Raw genomic sequence first — 18691 nt, 5'->3', positions numbered from 1 at the left:
ATTTATTATCATTATATTTTGTGTCTAATCTCGCGATATAAGATGAAAGGCATCTTATAAAAGCTGCTTATAGATTAAAGAGCGCCGTAGATTACAGAACTAATAGCCGCTAGACCACATAAAGCTGTAAAGATTTGTACAGGTGCTGAAGTTTTGTACTTAGCCATTGCTGGTACTTTGTTCATCGCGAATACAGGCATTAGGAACAGGATAGCTGCAATCATTGGAGCACCCATTGTTTCAATCATGCCTAGGATGCTTGGGTTAACTACTGCAACAATCCAAGTAGTCACAACGATGAACGCTAGAGATACTTTTTCGATAGTGCTTACTGAAGAACCAGAGCGAGACTTGATTAGACCAACAAGACCTTCGTGAGCACCTAGGAAGTGACCGAAATAGCTAGAAGTGATTGCTGCGAACGCTACTAGAGGACCCATGTAAGAGATAAGTGGAGACTCGTGAACGTTAGCTAGGTAAGAAAGTACAGAGATGTTCTGTGCTTGTGCATTCGCTAGTTGCTCTGGAGATAGAGAAAGTACAACAGAGAATACGAAGAACATTACAAAACCCATTAGCATCATTGCTGCGCCGCCAGTGATAGCGTCAGTTTTCTTAACTGCGTTTTCACCGTATACACGACGTTGCTCTTTAGAGAACTGAGAGATGATTGGGCTGTGGTTGAAAGAGAACACGATGATTGGAATTGCTAGCCAGATAACAGAAGGCATTGTTGACCATTCAGGCGTTACTTCCATCATTGAAGTGTTCCAATCTGGAACTAGGTAGAAAGACAGTGCTAGTAGGATGAATACTAGTGGGTAAACCATTGCTGAAGTTGCTTTCAACATTAGATCTTTACCGAATACAACACCCGCTGTCATTGCAAGGATAAGTGCACCAGAAAGAAGAGGACGAGGAATAGATTCCATACCCATTTGGTTTACTAGGAAAGAATCAACAGTGTTTGTGATACCAACACCGTAAATTAGAACGATTGGGTAGATAGCGAAAAAGTAAGCGAAAGTAATAAGGTTTGCGCCAGTCTTACCGAAGTGTTCTTCTACTGTATCTGTAATGTCAGCTTCAGGATTTTTTGCAGACAGTACGAAACGTGCTAGAGATTTGTGTGCGAACCAAGTCATTGGTGCAGCAATAAGAGCTAGGATAACTAATGGCCAAAAACCACCCGCACCAGCTTTAATTGGAAGGAATAGTACACCAGCACCAACTGCTGTACCGAATAGTGATAAACACCAGGTAAAATCTTTATAGTTAAACTTGCTCGAGTCTTTTACGGCATTTGCCGAAGAAGTTGTTGTGTTCATGTTAAATTACTCATTTTTTGGGAACAGGAAATAAGTCGGGGCTAATTTTGCAGAATTTTCGTCGGCAAAAAATAGATCTAAATCATGTAATGAAACGGCGTGTCACATGATATGCGAAAAACGGATTTTTGATCACGAAAATGGCGTGCTACATGTGATTTATGTTCATGCCTGATATTAGTTTTTCTTATCTGAAAGGGGCGCTTGTACAGAATTATACCAAGTAAACGATTGCGTAAAATTGCATTAATAAATCTGTTCCATACAAAGCGTGTTGTTTGTTAACAGAGATTAAACAAAACGTAGTTGCTATGTGATTCGTTGCACTACATGCTGCTGCAGAGATTGGATGATTTGTGCCGTGACGCCCCATATAAGGTGCTCTTCGAAGGGCATCGCGAAAACACGATGTTTGATTTTCTTGAAGTTAACAGTGTGGCTGTGCAATTTCGCTTGGTCTAAAACATAGGTAGCCGGAACCTCAAAAATGGAAGCGACTTCGTTCTGATCAATGATGGGTTTATAGTCGGGATCAACTAATGCGACAATCGGCGTAACAGAAAATTTACTAATAGTACTCAAGGCAGGTAATTGCCCAACAATTTTAACCTGATCCGATCGAATTCCGACCTCTTCATGAAGCTCTCTAAGTGCCGTAAATTGCATAGATGGGTCAGAGAGCTCATGTTTACCTCCTGGAAAGCTAACTTGTCCTGGGTGATGTTTTAAATGGGCTGCTCTTTTAGTAAAAATGACGTGTAAACCATCTTCCCTTTCTACTAAACCAACTACCACTGCCGCTTTTCGCAATTCCTCACCACTGATATGAGAAACGCGTTCAACGGACTCTGGATGATAGCCAACAGGTGGGTTTAGTTGAAACTGTTGTAGGAAGTTATCTCGGTTCATAGCTTGCCAATATATTGATTATTATGCCTTTAAGTATAGGCACAACCTTTCGCGTAATGCCAACCTAAGAGGTAAGTACCATAGAGGCTATCGGTGAGCTAGAGCACTCAATATTGTTGGTTTTTGCTATATTTGAAGTGAGCATCTAGATGAGTATCCGTTATCAATGTCATAAAATAAGCTGAGAATCTCTACTTTTTTGATTAAGAATTTGATAACAAAGACTTAGTAGACCATTCTAAAAAGAAACAAAAGATAAGGTATGAGATGAAAGGAATCATATTCACCGAATTTTTAGAGCTTGTTGAAGATAAATTTGGACTAGGGCTACTGGAAGAAGTGCTAGAGATGTCTGAAGACGAGGGTATTTATCCCTCTGTTGGCAGTTATGATCACAAAGCCCTGGTTAAGCTCATTATCAACTTAAGCAAAAAAACGGATATCGATGCCGCAACGTTACAGCGCGTGTTCGGGCACTCCGTGTTTAAGAACTTACTAGCTTCGTTACCCAACAAAGCCAGCCTCACACACAGCAATACTACCTTTCAATTTATCCAGCACGTTGAGCGATACATTCACGTTGAAGTGAAAAAGCTTTACCCAGATGCTGAGCCACCAGAGTTTAGTTTTATCACCACGACGGAAGCTGAACTGGTTTTCGATTATAAAAGCGCACGATGCATGTCGCATGTCTGTTTAGGGCTAATTGAAGGCTGTGCGGAATACCATGGAGAATCGATCACGGTGGAAATGACGCCTCAGAATGATGACCAAAGTGTGGTTAGGTTTAATCTCAAAGTAGAAAAGTAATATGGATCCGGCCTCTGCCTTAGAGAAGAAACTAAAGCGCCAAATAGCCGCCCGCAAAGCGGCTGAAGCTCTGTTGGAGCAAAAAAGTCTTGAACTGTTCGAAGCCAACCAACAGCTGGAACTTGCCCTGCGCCAGTTGGAAAAGCGTTCTAATGCGAACATTCGTCGTATCGAGTTTCAAGAGCAAATCGATAATCTATTGATAGATTTTGGTCGCGCGTTTCTTCGAAGCGACTTAGATGATGTGATGCTGTCTCAACTGACCACAAACGTAACCAACAGTTACCTCATTGAAGCTAGCCGTTTGATATTACCTTCGAAGCTGCTCCCACAACTTCAAACCTACGATTATGGTGATGCATCGGTTGGTGATTTCGACCAAGAAATCGTAGAAACCCAATGGGAAGGTGATTTACTCACAGTACCACTTGAAGTAGAGAAGGTTATCGTTGGAGCATTGATCGTCAAGGTCAACCTATCTGAACAAGACGTCGACTTTATCGAGAGCCAACTCTTACTGGTTACAGATCTTATCTGCAGTGCCATTACTCACCAGTTAGCCATCAATCGAAACATTGAGTCTCGTAAGCGAGCAGAGGAATCTGAGCGAGCCACGCGCGATTTTGTCGCGATGATTAACCATGAGCTAAGAACGCCGCTCAACGGTTTATTGGGAAGTGCGGAATTAATCAGTGATACCGAGCTCAATAGTTCTCAACGTGAAATTGTGAATAACCTAAGCCAATCTGGTGAATTTTTAAGAACCATCATCAATGACTTATTGGACTACAGCAAAATCAATGCGGGTATGCTGGAGTTGATCCCTAAAAAGTTCTCTTTGCATGACTTAAGAAATACGATTGAGAGTATCTTTACCAATCGAGCCATTGAGAAACAACTCGACTTTAACATTAGCGTGGCTTCAGACGTCCCGTCACACTTCAAAGGTGATTTAGAGCGAATCACTCAGTTATTTGTAAACCTGATCGGTAATGCGATTAAGTTTACCGAGGAAGGGCATGTAAACGTTGATATCGAATGGCGTGATCAGCACTTCGTTTTCTCTGTAGAAGATACCGGAGTCGGTATTGCTGAGTCCGCTTATAAAACGCTGTTTGAACCCTTTACTCAAGCGGATAACTCAAGTAGCCGTAATTATGAAGGTACTGGGTTAGGTTTAGCGATTTGTCGTAAGCTCGTCGGCCTGATGGATGGCGATATAGGTGTAACCAGCATTGTTGGTTCAGGGACGACATTTACCATTTCAGTCCCCCTCCAAGTTGTTGATGTTCCTGATGGTAGCGATACGATTTCTAAAGGGTTTGAATCTGAAGTTGAACTTTCATTGCTGAAAGTGTTGGTGGTTGATGATATTAAGATGAACCAGATCATCATTCAGCAGATGCTACGTAAACATGAGATAGAGCCTGCGATTGCGAGCAATGGTGTTGAAGGGGTAGAGCTCGCGTCAGACACAGAATATGACATTGTGTTTATGGATTGCCGGATGCCACTCATGGATGGCTTTGAAGCAACTGAAACACTCAGAGAAAAAGGTTATTCTAGGTCTATTGTCGCGCTGACGGCAGGGACTACATTAGAGGAACGCGAGCGTTGTATTCAATGTGGGATGAACGACATCCTTAGTAAGCCATATACGGCTAATGACCTAAAAGAAATGCTTAAGAAGTGGGGGGGTGGACCTATCACTACTTCATAGTTGATGAGTGCATACTAGCGATAGCAAAAAAGTTCGTAAGAAAAAGCCGAAGTGATCATCGCGATGACTTCGGCTTTTTTCTGCTTTTCGTTTTGGCTTAGAGCTTGTATTAAGCGGTCAGTAAACTGGTGTTACTTAGCACTCTTTCAGTACAGGGAGGATTCGACTTAGTTTATCCAGTGTTTCTTGGTATTCAGACGCACAATCACTATCGAATACCACACCGCCGCCAGCCCAAGCATAAAGCGTATTGTTTTCCGCCACTAAAGTTCGGATGGTAATGCTAGTGTCCATTCTGCCATTTCGGCTGATGTAACCGATACTGCCACAATATGCTGAGCGTCTATGCGGCTCTAGCTCCTCGATGATCTGCATCGCTCGAACTTTAGGGGCTCCGGTAATGGAGCCGCCCGGGAAACAAGCTCTTAATAAGTCCGTTGCAGAATATTGGTAATCAAGGTCAGCTCTGATGGTGCTCACCAAGTGATGCACAGCAGGGAAGCTTTCAATATCGAATAATTTAGGGACATGAACCGTTCCTGGCTTTGCCACTCGACCGATATCGTTACGAAGTAAATCCACAATCATCAGGTTTTCTGCCTGATCTTTATCTGCGCTCGCTAAATCTTGTGCGTTAGTATCATCAATCACTTGGTCATCAGAACGAGGGCGAGTGCCTTTAATCGGCTTAGTCTCAATCACGTTGTCTTTAAGTTCTAAGAAGCGCTCAGGTGAGACACTAATAATGGCACTGTTGGCCAGACGGATGAAACCAGAAAACGGAGCCGAGTTATACTGCTCTAGTTTTTCGTAGGCCAACCACTCGCTGCCTTGGTATTTTGCATTGAAACGCTGAGCCAAGTTGATTTGATAGCAGTCACCGGACAGTAGGTATTCTTGGACGCTGTCGAACTTCTCTGCGTAGCTCTGCTCGCTCATGTTCGATTGCCACGGTGTTGTCAGGCTAAACTCTTCAACCGTAGGTTGAGCTTCTTGTTGTTGAGATAACCAACCCCAGTGCGCTTCTATGTTTTGCCCAACCACACAAGCTGCCTTCAACTTGTGGTCAACCACAATCGCCCATTCGTAAAGACCTACCGCCATATCGGGAGCATCAATATCACGTATTGAAGTAACCGGAAGTGTTTCCACTCTTCGACCCAAATCGTAGCTAAAGTAGCCTAATGCACCGCCGGTGAACGGCAACTCAGAGTGCTCATTCGTGGCTGGTAATAATTGCTGCTGATAGTGGTTTAGCAGTTCGAAAGGATCGGAATCTGAAACCTCGCACGTCTCTTTAACATTAATGGTGGTTTTTGCACCGATTGTTTCGAAGGTGGCGATGGGTTGAGCAACTAAAATGTCGTATCGACTATCAACGTGGCTTTCTGAAGCAGAGCGTAATAGCATTGCCCACGGTAGGTTTTCGATATGAGAAAACAGCTGTTTAGCTAAAGTTGATTGATATTCAAGCGGCTTGATTTGGATAGCGCGAAATTCGTTGTTATTCATTTGTTTAATTTGTGACAAAGAGTTCGATCACTGCATGGCTTGTGAGAGGAAGCAAGAGTATCATAAATTGAAAATAAAATGGGTTCTTGATTAGAACGGTGTAATCCAAGTGGTTTAGTTTAAAGCTATGCAAGCGATTGCTAAAGCAACTAAATACAGCTCAACATTATAAAAAGCTAAACCTACTGATCTCATTTAGCGGTATTCGTTAAATAGTGAACCCACATGGAACTAGAACAATAAAGAGGCATGCAATGACGGTTATTCGTAAGCAAGATGTGATCAGCAGTGTCGCTGACGCACTTCAGTACATTTCTTATTATCACCCTTTAGACTTTGTCCAAGCCCTAGAAAAAGCGTACGAGAAAGAAGAGAGCCAAGCAGCTAAAGATGCGATCGCTCAGATTCTGATTAACTCGCGTATGTCTGCGGAAGGTCACCGTCCTATCTGTCAGGATACAGGTATTGTTACTTGTTTCGTGAACATCGGTATGGATGTGAAATGGGAAACAGATCTAACAGTACAACAAATGGTTGATGAAGGCGTTCGTCAAGCTTACAACAACCCAGATAACCCACTGCGTGCATCTGTCCTTATGGACCCTGCAGGTAAGCGTGTTAATACTAAAGACAACACACCTGCGGTTGTTCACATTAATATGGTTCCTGGCAACAAGGTTGAAATTCAGATCGCGGCGAAAGGCGGCGGTTCTGAGAACAAAACTAAGATGGTTATGCTAAACCCTTCTGACGATATTGCAGAGTGGGTAGAGAAGACGCTACCAACGATGGGCGCAGGCTGGTGTCCACCGGGTATGCTAGGTATAGGCATCGGCGGTACTGCTGAGAAAGCAGCGGTACTGGCGAAAGAGTCTCTGATGGAACACATCGATATCCAAGAGCTTATCGAAAAAGGTCCTGAGAACGCAGAAGAAGAGCTTCGTCTAGACATCTTCAACCGCGTAAATAAGCTAGGCATTGGTGCACAAGGCCTTGGTGGTCTAACTACCGTTGTTGATGTGAAGATCAAGACTGCGCCAACACACGCCGCGTCTAAGCCAGTATGTTTAATCCCTAACTGTGCAGCAACACGTCACGTACACTTCACACTAGACGGCAGCGGCCCAGCAGAGCTAACGCCACCTAAACTAGAAGAGTGGCCAGACATCACTTGGGAAGCGGGTGCAAATACACGTCGCGTGAACCTTGATGAAGTAACCAAAGAAGATGTTCAAGAGTGGAAGACCGGTGAAACAGTTCTTCTATCAGGCAAAATCCTAACGGGCCGTGATGCTGCGCATAAGCGTATTCAAGGTATGCTTGAAAGCGGTGAAGGTTTACCTGAAGGCGTCGATTTCAAAGGTAAGTTTATCTACTACGTAGGCCCAGTGGATGCAGTAGGCGATGAAGCTGTAGGTCCTGCGGGTCCAACAACTTCAACACGTATGGATAAGTTCACTGACATGATGCTAAATGAAACAGGCATCATGGGTATGATCGGTAAAGCGGAACGTGGTCCTGCTACGGTTGAATCAATCAAAGAGCACAAAGCGGTTTACTTGATGGCTGTAGGTGGCGCGGCTTACCTAGTTGCAAAAGCAATCAAGAAAGCACGTGTTGTTGCGTTTGAAGATCTTGGTATGGAAGCGATTTACGAGTTTGAAGTTGAAGACATGCCAGTAACGGTAGCGGTTGACTCATCGGGCGCAAACGCTCACCAGATCGGCCCTGACACGTGGAAAGTGAAAATTGCCGAAGCTGAAAAAGCTTAATCAACCGAAGTCAAAAAGTCGTAATTGATGCTGACTCTAGCGTTTGAATTGCAAGTTTTGACAGAAAGTTAAAGACAAAAGTGCAGCATTATCTGCACTTTTGTCTTATTATCAATGATATAGTGATAAACACATCGTTTGATATAAGAACATAGGAGAGAGGAATGCCTCGTTTTATTCAGATCCTACAAATTATCTTGGCAGTGGTGATTGGTAGTTTCATTGGTTACGATTTGATCTTGCACGGAATCAGCATCTTTAACGAAAAATACGTAACCATTACATGTGTATTGTGGTTGATTGCTGAGATAGCACTGTTTGTTATCTACAAACTCATAGAAGACGATTAGTCTGCTATTCATTAAAAAATTTCAAAGCCCCTGATTATGAATGTAGTCAGGGGCTTTTATTCATCTAGCATTAAGAATGGATATTGCATACTCACTACTATTAGTAAAAGAACAAGCAACAGCATACAAACTATCCCAATAGGGAAAGAACATAGGCTTGCCTCTCTATCATCATAACCAGCTTGCCTAAATATCACGGAGTCGTTCAAATGAAACACCTAACTCAAGAAATGAGTGACTTTATAAGCAGAGGAACGGATTCTCACATTAGAGTAGCGGTTACGGGTCTGTCTCGTGCAGGTAAAACAGCATTCATTACCTCGTTGGTTAACCAACTTCTTCATACCTCTACTCATAAGAATTTACCGCTTCTTGCATCAGCGAGAGACGGAAGGATTATTGGTGCAAAGCGCATCCCACAACACAACATGATGATTCCGCGTTTCTCTTATGACGAAGCGATGGAATCATTAAATGGTCAGCCACCAGAATGGCCAGTACCGACGCGCGATGTCAGTGAAATTCGCTTGGCCATCAAATACAAGCCGGCAAAAGGCGCGAAGAAGTTACTGAGTAAAAACAGTACCCTTTATCTCGATATTGTTGACTATCCGGGTGAATGGTTACTTGATTTGCCATTATTGGATATGGATTTTGAAACGTGGAGCCAATCTCAGTTTGCCGCATTAAAAGGTGACCGAGAAACCTATTCGCAAGAGTGGAGTGCAATGCTTGGTGACATTGACCTGTTGGCTGAAGCTGATGAGAAGAAACTGGTCAACATTGCCGATAGTTACACTCAGTATCTCCATACTTGTAAGAGCAATGGACTACATTGGGTGCAACCGGGGCGATTTGTATTACCTGGTGAGCTTGAAGGCGCGCCTGTGTTGCAGTTTTTCCCATGCGCAGTACCAGAAGGTAAATTCTCGAAAACAAGTAACTATGCGGTGCTGAAAGCTCGCTATGAAGAGTACCAACAGAAGGTTGTTAAAGCGTTCTACAAGAATCATTTCTCAACCTTCGACAGACAAATTGTGCTGGTGGATTGTTTGCAGCCACTCAATGCAGGTTACGACTCTTTCATGGATATGCGTGGTGCACTTGAACAGTTATTGAAGAGCTTTAAATATGGCCGAAGCAATATCCTGAGACGTTTGTTTGCTCCGAAGATCGACAAGATCCTGTTTGCAGCGACTAAGGCAGACCATGTAACACCAGATCAGCATCCAAACTTGGTGTCACTGTTGCAACAGATGGTACACCAAGCGTGGCAACAGGCGGCGTTTGAGCATATCGATATGAGCTGCATGAGCATCGCTTCTATTCAAGCGACCAGCGCAGGTTATATCTCGTCGGGCTCGGCCAATGTGCCAGCGCTGCAAGGTGTTACTTTGGATAACGTTCCCCAGACTATGTATCCGGGTGAGGTGCCACGCAAGCTGCCGAACAAGCAGTACTGGGAAACTAACCAGTTTGATTTCACGAGCTTTAGGCCAATGGAGCAACATTCTGATGAACCTTGCCAACACCTAAGAATTGATAAGGTTTTAGAGTATCTCATTGGCGATAAGTTGAAGTAATTGAGGCAATAAAAGATGAGTGAATTAAAAACAAAGCAGGTCTTTAATGAGCCGCTGAAGACCTCTTTTGATGACAGTGATAATGCTTTGGGTAAACAAGGCGTGGGCGAAGCGAACCCAGAATTAGGCGCTCAGCAGTTGTTTACTGAACAAGAGAAATTTGTACCCGTTGCACCACAGGTTGAGAGCGAACTAGATGGTCAAGCCGAGCAACAACTAGAACAGATCATTCGTCCAAGTAAAAAGAGAAAGTGGCTGGGCTCTGGCTTAATGGTTGCTTTCGCAGGTTTAGTGGGCTGGCAAGCGATTGATTCTGTCATCACGGCGGTTCAATCAGCAGATTGGCTCGCACTCGGTTGGGCCGGTTTTGTCGCGGCAATCGCGTCACTGGGCTTGGGTGCAATCGGCAAAGAGCTGTGGAAGCTACGCTCATTGAAAGATCACTTTAGCGTACAAGAGCAGAGTGAAGAGCTACTGCAAAGCCAAAGTGTCGGTAAAGGTAAAGCGTTCTGTGAAAACATTGCTAAGCAGGGCGGCATCATTGCGGAGTCTCCGGCGTTCGATAAGTGGAGAAACAGCATCAACCCTGCACACAGTGATGCCGAAGTGTTGGATATGTACGACGCATTAGTTGTTGCTCAGCAAGACAAAGTGGCGACTCAAATCGTTACTAAGTTCTCGACTGAATCGGCAGCTTTGGTTGCGGTGAGTCCATTAGCAGCGGCAGACATGTTGCTGGTGGCTTGGCGTAACTTCACAATGATCGACAAGCTAGCTGATGTGTATGGCATTGAACTTGGATACTGGTCTCGCATCAAGCTGTTCAAGTTGGTGTTAATCAATATGGCAGCAGCGGGTGCCAGTGAACTCGCGATTGATGCAAGTATGGATTTAGTTTCCATGGATCTGGCCGGTAAAGTCTCAGCGAGAGCGGGGCAGGGCTTGGGGGTTGGTATCCTGACTGCGCGATTGGGTCTAAAAGCCATGACATTACTTCGCCCTATGCCTTGGCATAATGAACGCAAAGTAAAACTGGCCGATATGCGCAAAGCCGTCCTTTCTGAAATAAAGCGTATCACCCTCAAATAAAACGTACGTCTTTGAAACAAAATGTATGACATTGAGTGGTTTGCGAGCGAAGAGTAAACATATGTTTACTCTTCTTCTTGACTGAACTCAGACCTTAATTCACACTACTGTCAACTTATCCTGACACCTATAATAGGACTATTTGTGCGTCTTGAAGTATTGTGTGAAGACCGACTCGGCTTAACGCGTGAGTTGCTCGATATCTTGGCCTCAAAAAGCATTGATTTACGAGGAATCGAAATCGATGTTAAAGGCATTATTTACCTGAACTGCCCTGATATTGATTTTGATGCTTTTAGTGAACTTATGGCTGAAATTCGTCGAATTTCAGGTGTAAAGGATGTACGAAAAATACAATTCATGCCAAGCGAAAGGCACAACACTGAGCTGATCGCTTTGCTGGCTAACCTACCTGATCCCGTGATTGCGATTGACCTTAAAGGCTCAGTCGATATGGCAAACCACGCTGCACTCAACCTATTTGGCAAGCAAGAAGACGAAGTGATTGGCGAACCACTCGCATCCTTCGTACCTAGCTTTAACTTTGGTCGTTGGATCGAAGGTGAAGTCACACGCCATCGTGAAGTTGTTGTGTTGGACGGTTTAGACTTCTCTATTGAAATCCTACCTATCTATCTAGGTGGTGACGTCAACGAACCTGTGCTTGCGAGCGCGGTTATGACGATTCGTTCTTGCAACCAAGAGATGAATACCCCTGATGCGATTCCTGAACAGAACAATTTAGGCTTTGAGCATTTTGTTGGTGTTTCTAATCGCCATAAAGCGTTAATCAGCCAAGCAAAAAAACTGGCGATGCTAGATCAGCCTCTGCTGATTGAAGGTGATACAGGTACAGGTAAAGAGATGTTGGCGAAAGCGTGTCATAACCGCTCAAACCGCTCGTCTTTCCCATTCTTGATTCTGAGTTGTGCATCGATGCCTGATGACGTAGCTGAAACCGAGCTGTTTGGTCACGCCCCAGGTTCATTCAATCATGAACAAGGTCATAAAGGCATCTTCGAACAAGCCAATGGCGGTACCGTATTTTTAGATGAGATTGGCGAAATGAGCCCGCATCTACAAATCAAACTGCTTCGCTTCCTACAAGATGGTTCATTCCGTCGTGTGGGTGAAGAGGAAGAGATGCACGCTGATGTTCGTATTATTGCGTCAACGCGTCATCGCCTTTCTGAACTTGCTGATTCAGGCTCGTTCCGTGAAGACTTGTTCTATCGCTTGAATGTACTGACGCTCTCTATTCCAGCATTGCGTGAACGTTCTAACGACGTTGCACCATTGCTTGAACTGTTCGTAGCTAAATACGCACAACAGCTTGGTATGCTTAAGCCTAAGCTTACTCAAGAGCTAATCGACCAACTTGGTAACTACCAATGGCCGGGTAACATTCGTCAGCTAGACAACATGGTATTACGTGCGCTTACTGAACTGGATTCAGATACGCTAACGGTTGAGCAGTTCCACTTGCCTCAGTTAGAAACCATGACAACAGGCATGGCGAACTTGAGTTTAGATGGCTCTCTGGATGAGATCATGAAAGACTATGAGTCTCAGATTTTGGAGAAGCTTTACCAGTCATTCCCATCAAGTCGTAAGTTAGCCAAGCGTTTGAACGTGTCTCATACCTCTATTGCGAATAAACTTCGTGATTACGGTATTAGAAAGAACTGATCGAATAAGACCTAAATTATGGAAGATTTGAGCACACCAGAACGCATTTACAAGCGAGATGGAAATCTGATCCTACGTACCGCTGAGATAGACGACGCGACTATGATCAGTGAGTACTTTCAGGTGAATCGAGAGTATCTCAAACCTTGGGAACCGATTCGTGAAGATGCATTTTTTGAGAGAACAGGTTGGGCACAGCGCCTAATTAAGCTAAACGAGCTTCATAAAATGGGGCTTGGCTACTACTGTTTATTGATTAATGCCGATACTAACGAAATGTTAGGGACTATCTCATTCAGTAATTTGTCTCGTTTCCCGTTCTATGCGTGTAACGTGGGTTATTCACTCGCAGAGCAAGCTCAGGGCAATGGCTACATGCGCAGAGGCCTCAGCATGGCGAAAGACTATATGTTTGACGTGCAGAATATGCATCGCCTAATGGCGGGTTATATGCCTCACAATGAACGAAGTGCAGGCGTACTTGAGCACCTCGGTTTTATACGTGAAGGTTTTGCTAAAGATTACCTACAAATTAACGGTAAATGGGAAGACCACATACTGACAGCGCTCGTCAATCCTAACTGGGAAGATAGACGCAACATATAGACAACGCAGTCTATAAGCACACCAACGAGCAGCGATTAAAAAAAGGCAGTGAATATTAAGCGATGTAGCGTTGCTGCCTTTATTAAAAGAACATTGAGCTATGGTTGAACCATCGGCCTGAGAAGATATTTGAGGAATTTTGATGTCATACACAACTTTGGACGAATACCAAAGAAAATGGATTTTTACTCACCAATCTATGCCACTTCCGGCTGAGGATTTGGATAAGATTAAGCCAATGACACAGGCAAGAGCGTCTCAGTTTTGGAAAGAGAACGTGAGCCCTCAAAGCCCAGACGCTGAGCGACTAAGCTCGCAAGACTGGCCGAGCAAAGCATCGAACTGGAAAGAAGAGATCAGCTGGATGGCACATTGGGAAGCCGATGAGCCGGAAATGCCAGAAGAGATTCTTAACTTTATTGATTGGCAAGATGACGTAACTGTTTATTTTTGTTATGAAAAATATAATGTTCTTGAAACCAAATGGGCCGTTTTTAAGAAGCATTGGAAGAACTTTTTGTTCTACGATGATGGTCCAATTCTATTAGGTCGTCGTCGCTCTGAAGCGCTTTGGTTTGCGACTAATGGTACGGTGAAAATAGGTAACCGAGCGTAAGCTGAAACGAATTTTAAGTGGTAGAAAAGCGAGCATAGTGCTCGCTTTTTTTATTTTAGTTGGGCGTAACGTTTACTCATTTTGTTTTCGTACATTTGCTCATCCGTTAGTCGAATTAACTCTTCGATAGGTGGAATATTTGACGAGTAAATAAGTGAACCATGGCTAAAAGTTGCGTGACAATCTATACCCAGTTTTTGGGAGTGTTTGTTAAAGTCAGATTGTACTCGGCTTATTATCTTATTTAGGGAGTCTTCAGTGATGTCTCGACACAATAAGAGAAACTCATCCCCTCCAAGTCTTCCACAAATATCATCCTTACGAGTGTTACGTTGAAGTGAATGAGAGAAGGACTTTATATATTGGTCGCCAATATTATGTCCGAAGTTATCATTAACATACTTAAGCCCGTCGATATCAAAATAAACAGCTCCAATACTGACGCCATTTTCTATAGTGCTATCGATGAATTTGGGTGACTCGGTTAATATCGCTCTACGATTAAATACTTGAGTCAATTCGTCGTGATTAGACGTATACTTCAATTTTCGTACTCGTTCTGCAGTATGTACTTCTCTTTCTAATAGCGCGCGAATACTCTCCATTAAATTTATCTGTATTGGTTTATAAGAGGTCTCTTTCGTGTCTAGCGCGCAAAGTGTTGCGAACATGCTGCCGTCCGATTGGAAGATCGGCAAGCCTAGATAAGAGACATAGCCCATCTGCGTGAGTTCGGGATTGTCGCTCCATTCCTCTTTACCAGACGCATTTTTTACATAAAGCATGGCTCTGGTTTCCATCACTTTCTTGCAGTACAAATTGATGTCTCTGGGGATGATTTTGCCAGGGTTCGCTTTAACACCTGGTGAAGAAGACATCGCAATGTTCTGGAATCCAACTTCAGACGTAAGAATAAGCCCAACAGCGGGAGCATTAAGCACTTCTGCTATGTTATTGAGCATGCTTTTCCATAAAGAGAGGTCCATTTCTTTCACTAGATCATTGATGGCATATTTAGAGCTGGATTGATAGATATTGGTAAACGGCATTAATGATCACCTTTTTGGAATGTCATACTGTTGACTCTAATGTCAAATTTCTGCCTTTGCAATCTGAAATAATGTATTTCCTTTCGTTTGTATTTTTAATAAGACAAAGGCATAGCCCATAGGTGGTGTGTTTATAAAAACCATATAAAAAACACTTCGACCATATTTATTTTTTAATAAAAATAAGTGAATTCTATCTGTTTAAATAATGTGCTTATAAGGCGGTTTTCGATATCTAAATCACAAATTCACTATGGTTTAACCGGAAAGTATTGAATCAATAGGGCGGAGTCCTATATTGGGAAGTGTAGCCTTAGTGGAGGTGAAGTATTATGATTTGGGATACTCTCGAACGTGTAAATAAACTTCGCAAGGAAGCAATGGAGGATCCAGAATTCTTGGATTCAGCAAAAATGCATGAGGAATGGCTTTTGAGCGAAACTCATAATCAACCCAATAAAGGAGCCAAAGAAAAGAAACCCAAAAAACTGTCTGATATCTATGAGAATACAGACTTCACTATCAACCCAAACGGAACGAAACATTAACAATGATTAACCGCAACACGGCTGAGGCTCTTAACCCGAAAGCTACATATCAACGACACACACCAGCCTTTAGCCACCAATAAAAAAGCCACTTTCAACGTATCGAAAGTGGCTTTTTCTTTTCTAGCTGCTTAGAAGCAAGTTCTGCATTCAGCCCTAGTTGTTGATTAGACTTAAACCACTTGGTAAAGCATCACCAAACACACGCTTAGATTCGCTCTCGGACAGTTCAGTGACTTCACTAACCAGCGTTAACCAAGACTCTGGAACCTTACTCTGCTTTAGCTTCTCAATTACTTGATTACGATAATCGTAAGAAATATCAAACTGACGGTCGCCAGTTTTACGACAAATCATCACAGCGGCAAAGGCAATCATCTGCTCTTTCTGCCAGTTCTGCTCAAGTAATTTTGGTAACCACTGCTCTGCTTGCTCTCTAGGAATTACACTGTGCTGGCTGCCATATAGCGGGGTTCTTGAAGCCAGTCGACCTAGCGCCCACCAATGTGCTTGTTCAAACTGGTTGTGATTGATCGCTTTGCTTAGGAACCAAGACGCAAGAAGCACTTTGTCTTCAACTTCGAGTTGCTCGAGGGATGCCGCCAGCCTCACCATGGCTTCATAACCATTGTCTTGGGCATCTTTAGCACTCTTAGGGTTCTTCATAGCACCCGGGTGAAGGTACTTTGCAATGTCAGCCAAGATTGTCTCTTGCTGCTCTTGGTTCAAACCTCCGGCAACACGACGCCAGAAAACCCACCAGTCGGTCCAACCTGGGTGGTTCTTAAATTGAATGTTCTGTTGGTAGAGACCCCAAATCTGTTCGATACGCCATGAATCAGTAGGATCACCAAAGCCAGGACGCAGTGAGTAACCCGCTAAGCGTAACCAGTTTTTCTCATGTGCTTCTGAGCGGCGACGACGTTTACGACCTAATGACAAAGTATCAAATAGATGGCGGAGGGTGGTGAAATCCCACTCATCGCGTTTACCGAGTCGTTTCTCAAGATCTTTCGATAGGGTTTTGATCTCTTTCGATTCCGCACTCTTTTTGTTGCCGCTGTAAAGGCGAGATATCAGCTCTTTACACTCATCTAAGCGTGGGTGAAGCGTAGAATTATCGGATTCATCGCCTTGTTTGTTTCTGACTTCAAATTCAAGTAACCAACGTTTCGAGTCATCTTCAGTGCTTACGCACTCCATTTTCAGTGTGCCGACTTCGGTTAACTGACAAGCGAGCAGCACTTCAACGCGCTCTTTTTGGTTAGCTTGAAGCTCCGCTGTGCCTGACCCTTCCAGTGTCGAGATGTAAGGTGGAAGAGGGGAGAATAGGTCGGCATCCACATCGACCATCACACCATTTTGAATTGCCGTATCGTGAGCAATTTGATCGTGAGTTGAAGTCAGCAGGTTAAAACGAACCGGCTCGCCTAACGTCAGTGAGAAACGACGGCTGTTCAAACGGATTTCTTGGCCTTCTTCGGTACCTTTAGCAAGCAGACACAGTGCTTTACCCATCTTGTTCTTTTCTTGTAGATGCAAGAAGTAAGAACGAGCAGCACCACCACCGATTTTCAGCTGGACACCACGGCGAGCTTTACCAAACGCAACCGCGCCTAATGCCACAGACCAATCTGGGTTAGGGTTATCTAGTACAGTTATTGGATCGCCGTTCCAGTTACCTAGAAGCTGAGTAATACGCTCTGTGACAAGTTCACTGTTGAACACACCACCGTTAAGCAGCACACCCACTGGAATAGCTGGTTTGGTGTCATCGAATTGAACCGCATCTGAATTTTGTAGCGCCGCTTTAGACACTTGTTGATGCGTTGTCAGGAATTCAGCAACGTGCTTACTCACCGCCGGGTCCGCAACGTAAGGCAGACCGAATTCAACTACAGCGCTGCGACGTTTGTCTGGGGTTTCAGTAAATTCAGAGAGTGGGAAGAAGCCTTCTAATGCGATTTGATGAACTTCTTGCTTGGTTAAGCTAATACTCTTCGTTCCGCCTAATAGCTTCGAACCACTGCCAAGCATTGTGATTTTGACATCGTCTGGGGCATCAGCAGAAAGCAGGCTCTCTTTTGCTGCGCGAGTTTGTTGAATCAGTTTGGTGAGGCTAGAAGCATTCAGTTTCTTGTTTTGGTTGAAGCACTGCTCTGCAAGGTGAGCGAGAGCTAAATCTAGGTTATCACCACCCAGCATTAAGTGTTCGCCAACGCCAATACGGTCGAGTGCTAGCTCGTTATGACCAGCATGATCAGCTTCGAATTTAGCTTCAATTAAGCTCAAGTCGGTAGTACCACCGCCGACATCACACACTAAGATCAACGGGATCTGTTGTAGTTCTTCCGCCGCCGTTTGCTGGTGGCGTGCATACCAGTCGTAACAAACCGCTTGCGGCTCTTCGAGTAATAGAATTTTACCTAAACCTGCAAGTTCTGCGGCTTCAAGTGTCAGCTTACGTGCTGTCTCATCGAATGATGCTGGAACCGTAACAACGACATCTTGGTCTTCAAGCTTGTTGCTTGGGTTACGGTAGTTCCATGCTTGGCGAATGTGATTTAGGTAGCTAGCACTCGCGACAACGGGCGATACTTTATCGACATCCGCTGCGCCAGCCCAAGGGAGAATGTCTGAGCTACGATCCACCGCTTGGTGCGATAACCAACTCTTCGCACTTGATACTTGGCGCCCTTCAACCTTAGCGCCCAATTCACGCGCCCACTCACCGACGATAACATTGTTGATATCGCCTTCAACTGGGTTTGGTTCCCACGGCATAGTTAGGTCTGAAGGGGAGATTTGACCTTGTGCTGGGTGGTAACGAAATGATGGGAGGAGAGGCTTACGAACCACTTCACCAGGGCCAATAAGCTGATCGATTTCGAAAAGGGAAACGGGAGCGTGTTGTAGGTCGTCGTTAATTTCACAGTAGGCAACCACAGTGTTGGTTGTGCCTAAGTCAATGCCGACTAAAAAACGAGGAGTTGCCATACAAAACCTTATTCTTCCAGAGTGATGACCAGTGTGTTGATAGCTTTGGTCTTATTGTTGTTATTCGTCTACGTCGTTCCTGAGAAACAGGTAGGACTGAGTTGGGAATGGTA

At 44.1% G+C, this 18691-nt stretch carries 15 protein-coding genes; 10 read left to right on the top strand and 5 right to left on the bottom strand.

From position 1 onward, the window contains the following. Nucleotides 1-74: 74 nt before the first annotated feature. Both L0991_07330 and L0991_07325 read right to left on the bottom strand, forming a co-directional pair. Nucleotides 75-1328, bottom strand: a complete 1254-nt coding sequence (locus tag L0991_07330; GenBank protein ID XGB61261.1) for a septum formation protein — start codon at nt 1326-1328, stop codon at nt 75-77. Between the two features lie 309 nt (nt 1329-1637). Then, nucleotides 1638-2237: a CoA pyrophosphatase gene (locus L0991_07325; protein XGB61260.1), complete on the bottom strand. Its 600-nt coding sequence runs from the start codon at nt 2235-2237 to the stop codon at nt 1638-1640. A gap of 267 nt (nt 2238-2504) precedes the next feature. Here L0991_07325 and L0991_07320 point away from each other — a divergent pair, with 267 nt between their 5' ends. Beyond that, nucleotides 2505-3047: a heme NO-binding domain-containing protein gene (locus L0991_07320; GenBank protein ID XGB61259.1), complete on the top strand. Its 543-nt coding sequence runs from the start codon at nt 2505-2507 to the stop codon at nt 3045-3047. Nucleotide 3048: 1 nt separating this feature from the next. Beyond that, on the top strand, nt 3049-4767 hold the full coding sequence (locus L0991_07315; GenBank protein XGB61258.1) for an ATP-binding protein: 1719 nt from the start codon (nt 3049-3051) through the stop codon (nt 4765-4767). Between the two features lie 135 nt (nt 4768-4902). Here L0991_07315 and pabB read toward each other — a convergent pair whose 3' ends face one another. Continuing rightward, nucleotides 4903-6279, bottom strand: a complete 1377-nt coding sequence (pabB, locus tag L0991_07310; GenBank protein ID XGB61257.1) for an aminodeoxychorismate synthase component I — start codon at nt 6277-6279, stop codon at nt 4903-4905. Between the two features lie 254 nt (nt 6280-6533). Here pabB and L0991_07305 point away from each other — a divergent pair, with 254 nt between their 5' ends. From L0991_07305 to L0991_07275, 7 genes are all read left to right on the top strand, one after another. Beyond that, complete coding sequence (locus tag L0991_07305) at nt 6534-8051, top strand: fumarate hydratase (GenBank protein ID XGB61256.1); 1518 nt, start codon at nt 6534-6536, stop codon at nt 8049-8051. A gap of 164 nt (nt 8052-8215) precedes the next feature. Next, a complete protein-coding gene (locus tag L0991_07300; GenBank protein ID XGB61255.1) occupies nt 8216-8401 on the top strand; it encodes a hypothetical protein in 186 nt (61 codons plus the stop codon). Nucleotides 8402-8610: 209 nt separating this feature from the next. Then, nucleotides 8611-9984, top strand: coding sequence for a YcjX family protein (locus tag L0991_07295; protein XGB61254.1), 1374 nt, complete (start codon nt 8611-8613; stop codon nt 9982-9984). Nucleotides 9985-9999: 15 nt separating this feature from the next. Further along, nucleotides 10000-11073 carry a YcjF family protein gene (locus L0991_07290; protein XGB61253.1) on the top strand — a complete coding sequence of 358 codons (1074 nt, stop codon included), beginning with the start codon at nt 10000-10002 and terminating at the stop codon, nt 11071-11073. A gap of 144 nt (nt 11074-11217) precedes the next feature. Beyond that, a complete protein-coding gene (gene tyrR, locus L0991_07285) occupies nt 11218-12762 on the top strand; it encodes a transcriptional regulator TyrR (protein XGB61252.1) in 1545 nt (514 codons plus the stop codon). A gap of 18 nt (nt 12763-12780) precedes the next feature. Further along, complete coding sequence (rimJ, locus tag L0991_07280) at nt 12781-13368, top strand: ribosomal protein S5-alanine N-acetyltransferase (GenBank protein ID XGB61251.1); 588 nt, start codon at nt 12781-12783, stop codon at nt 13366-13368. 142 nt (nt 13369-13510) lie between these two features. After that, nucleotides 13511-13984 carry a DUF2947 domain-containing protein gene (locus L0991_07275; GenBank protein XGB61250.1) on the top strand — a complete coding sequence of 158 codons (474 nt, stop codon included), beginning with the start codon at nt 13511-13513 and terminating at the stop codon, nt 13982-13984. 50 nt (nt 13985-14034) lie between these two features. On the opposite strand, the gene L0991_07270 is transcribed toward L0991_07275, so the two are convergent. After that, nucleotides 14035-15033 carry a sensor domain-containing diguanylate cyclase gene (locus tag L0991_07270; GenBank protein ID XGB61249.1) on the bottom strand — a complete coding sequence of 333 codons (999 nt, stop codon included), beginning with the start codon at nt 15031-15033 and terminating at the stop codon, nt 14035-14037. Between the two features lie 332 nt (nt 15034-15365). Between L0991_07270 and L0991_07265 the strand changes: the two genes are divergently transcribed. After that, complete coding sequence (locus tag L0991_07265; GenBank protein ID XGB61248.1) at nt 15366-15581, top strand: hypothetical protein; 216 nt, start codon at nt 15366-15368, stop codon at nt 15579-15581. Nucleotides 15582-15737: 156 nt separating this feature from the next. Here the strand turns inward: L0991_07265 and L0991_07260 are convergent, their stop codons facing one another. Next, the gene (locus L0991_07260) at nt 15738-18578 is read right to left on the bottom strand and encodes a hsp70 family protein (protein XGB61247.1); all 2841 of its coding nucleotides are present in this window, start codon (nt 18576-18578) and stop codon (nt 15738-15740) included. Nucleotides 18579-18691 lie beyond the last annotated feature (113 nt).

Source organism: Vibrio chagasii (assembly GCA_041879415.1).
GTDB lineage: Bacteria > Pseudomonadota > Gammaproteobacteria > Enterobacterales > Vibrionaceae > Vibrio.
This window is presented reverse-complemented; position numbering and strand designations above follow the sequence as displayed.

Bases quoted from the DNA above. Each gene is read 5' to 3' on its own strand.
- L0991_07305 (XGB61256.1), top strand. From the start codon at position 6,534: ATGACGGTTATTCGTAAGCAAGATGTGATCAGCAGTGTCGCTGACGCA.
- L0991_07260 (XGB61247.1), bottom strand. From the start codon at position 18,578: ATGGCAACTCCTCGTTTTTTAGTCGGCATTGACTTAGGCACAACCAAC.
- L0991_07270 (XGB61249.1), bottom strand. From the start codon at position 15,033: ATGCCGTTTACCAATATCTATCAATCCAGCTCTAAATATGCCATCAAT.
- L0991_07315 (XGB61258.1), top strand. From the start codon at position 3,049: ATGGATCCGGCCTCTGCCTTAGAGAAGAAACTAAAGCGCCAAATAGCC.
- L0991_07265 (XGB61248.1), top strand. From the start codon at position 15,366: ATGATTTGGGATACTCTCGAACGTGTAAATAAACTTCGCAAGGAAGCA.
- L0991_07330 (XGB61261.1), bottom strand. From the start codon at position 1,328: ATGAACACAACAACTTCTTCGGCAAATGCCGTAAAAGACTCGAGCAAG.
- L0991_07275 (XGB61250.1), top strand. From the start codon at position 13,511: ATGTCATACACAACTTTGGACGAATACCAAAGAAAATGGATTTTTACT.
- L0991_07325 (XGB61260.1), bottom strand. From the start codon at position 2,237: ATGAACCGAGATAACTTCCTACAACAGTTTCAACTAAACCCACCTGTT.
- L0991_07300 (XGB61255.1), top strand. From the start codon at position 8,216: ATGCCTCGTTTTATTCAGATCCTACAAATTATCTTGGCAGTGGTGATT.
- L0991_07320 (XGB61259.1), top strand. From the start codon at position 2,505: ATGAAAGGAATCATATTCACCGAATTTTTAGAGCTTGTTGAAGATAAA.
- L0991_07290 (XGB61253.1), top strand. From the start codon at position 10,000: ATGAGTGAATTAAAAACAAAGCAGGTCTTTAATGAGCCGCTGAAGACC.
- pabB (XGB61257.1), bottom strand. From the start codon at position 6,279: ATGAATAACAACGAATTTCGCGCTATCCAAATCAAGCCGCTTGAATAT.
- rimJ (XGB61251.1), top strand. From the start codon at position 12,781: ATGGAAGATTTGAGCACACCAGAACGCATTTACAAGCGAGATGGAAAT.
- L0991_07295 (XGB61254.1), top strand. From the start codon at position 8,611: ATGAAACACCTAACTCAAGAAATGAGTGACTTTATAAGCAGAGGAACG.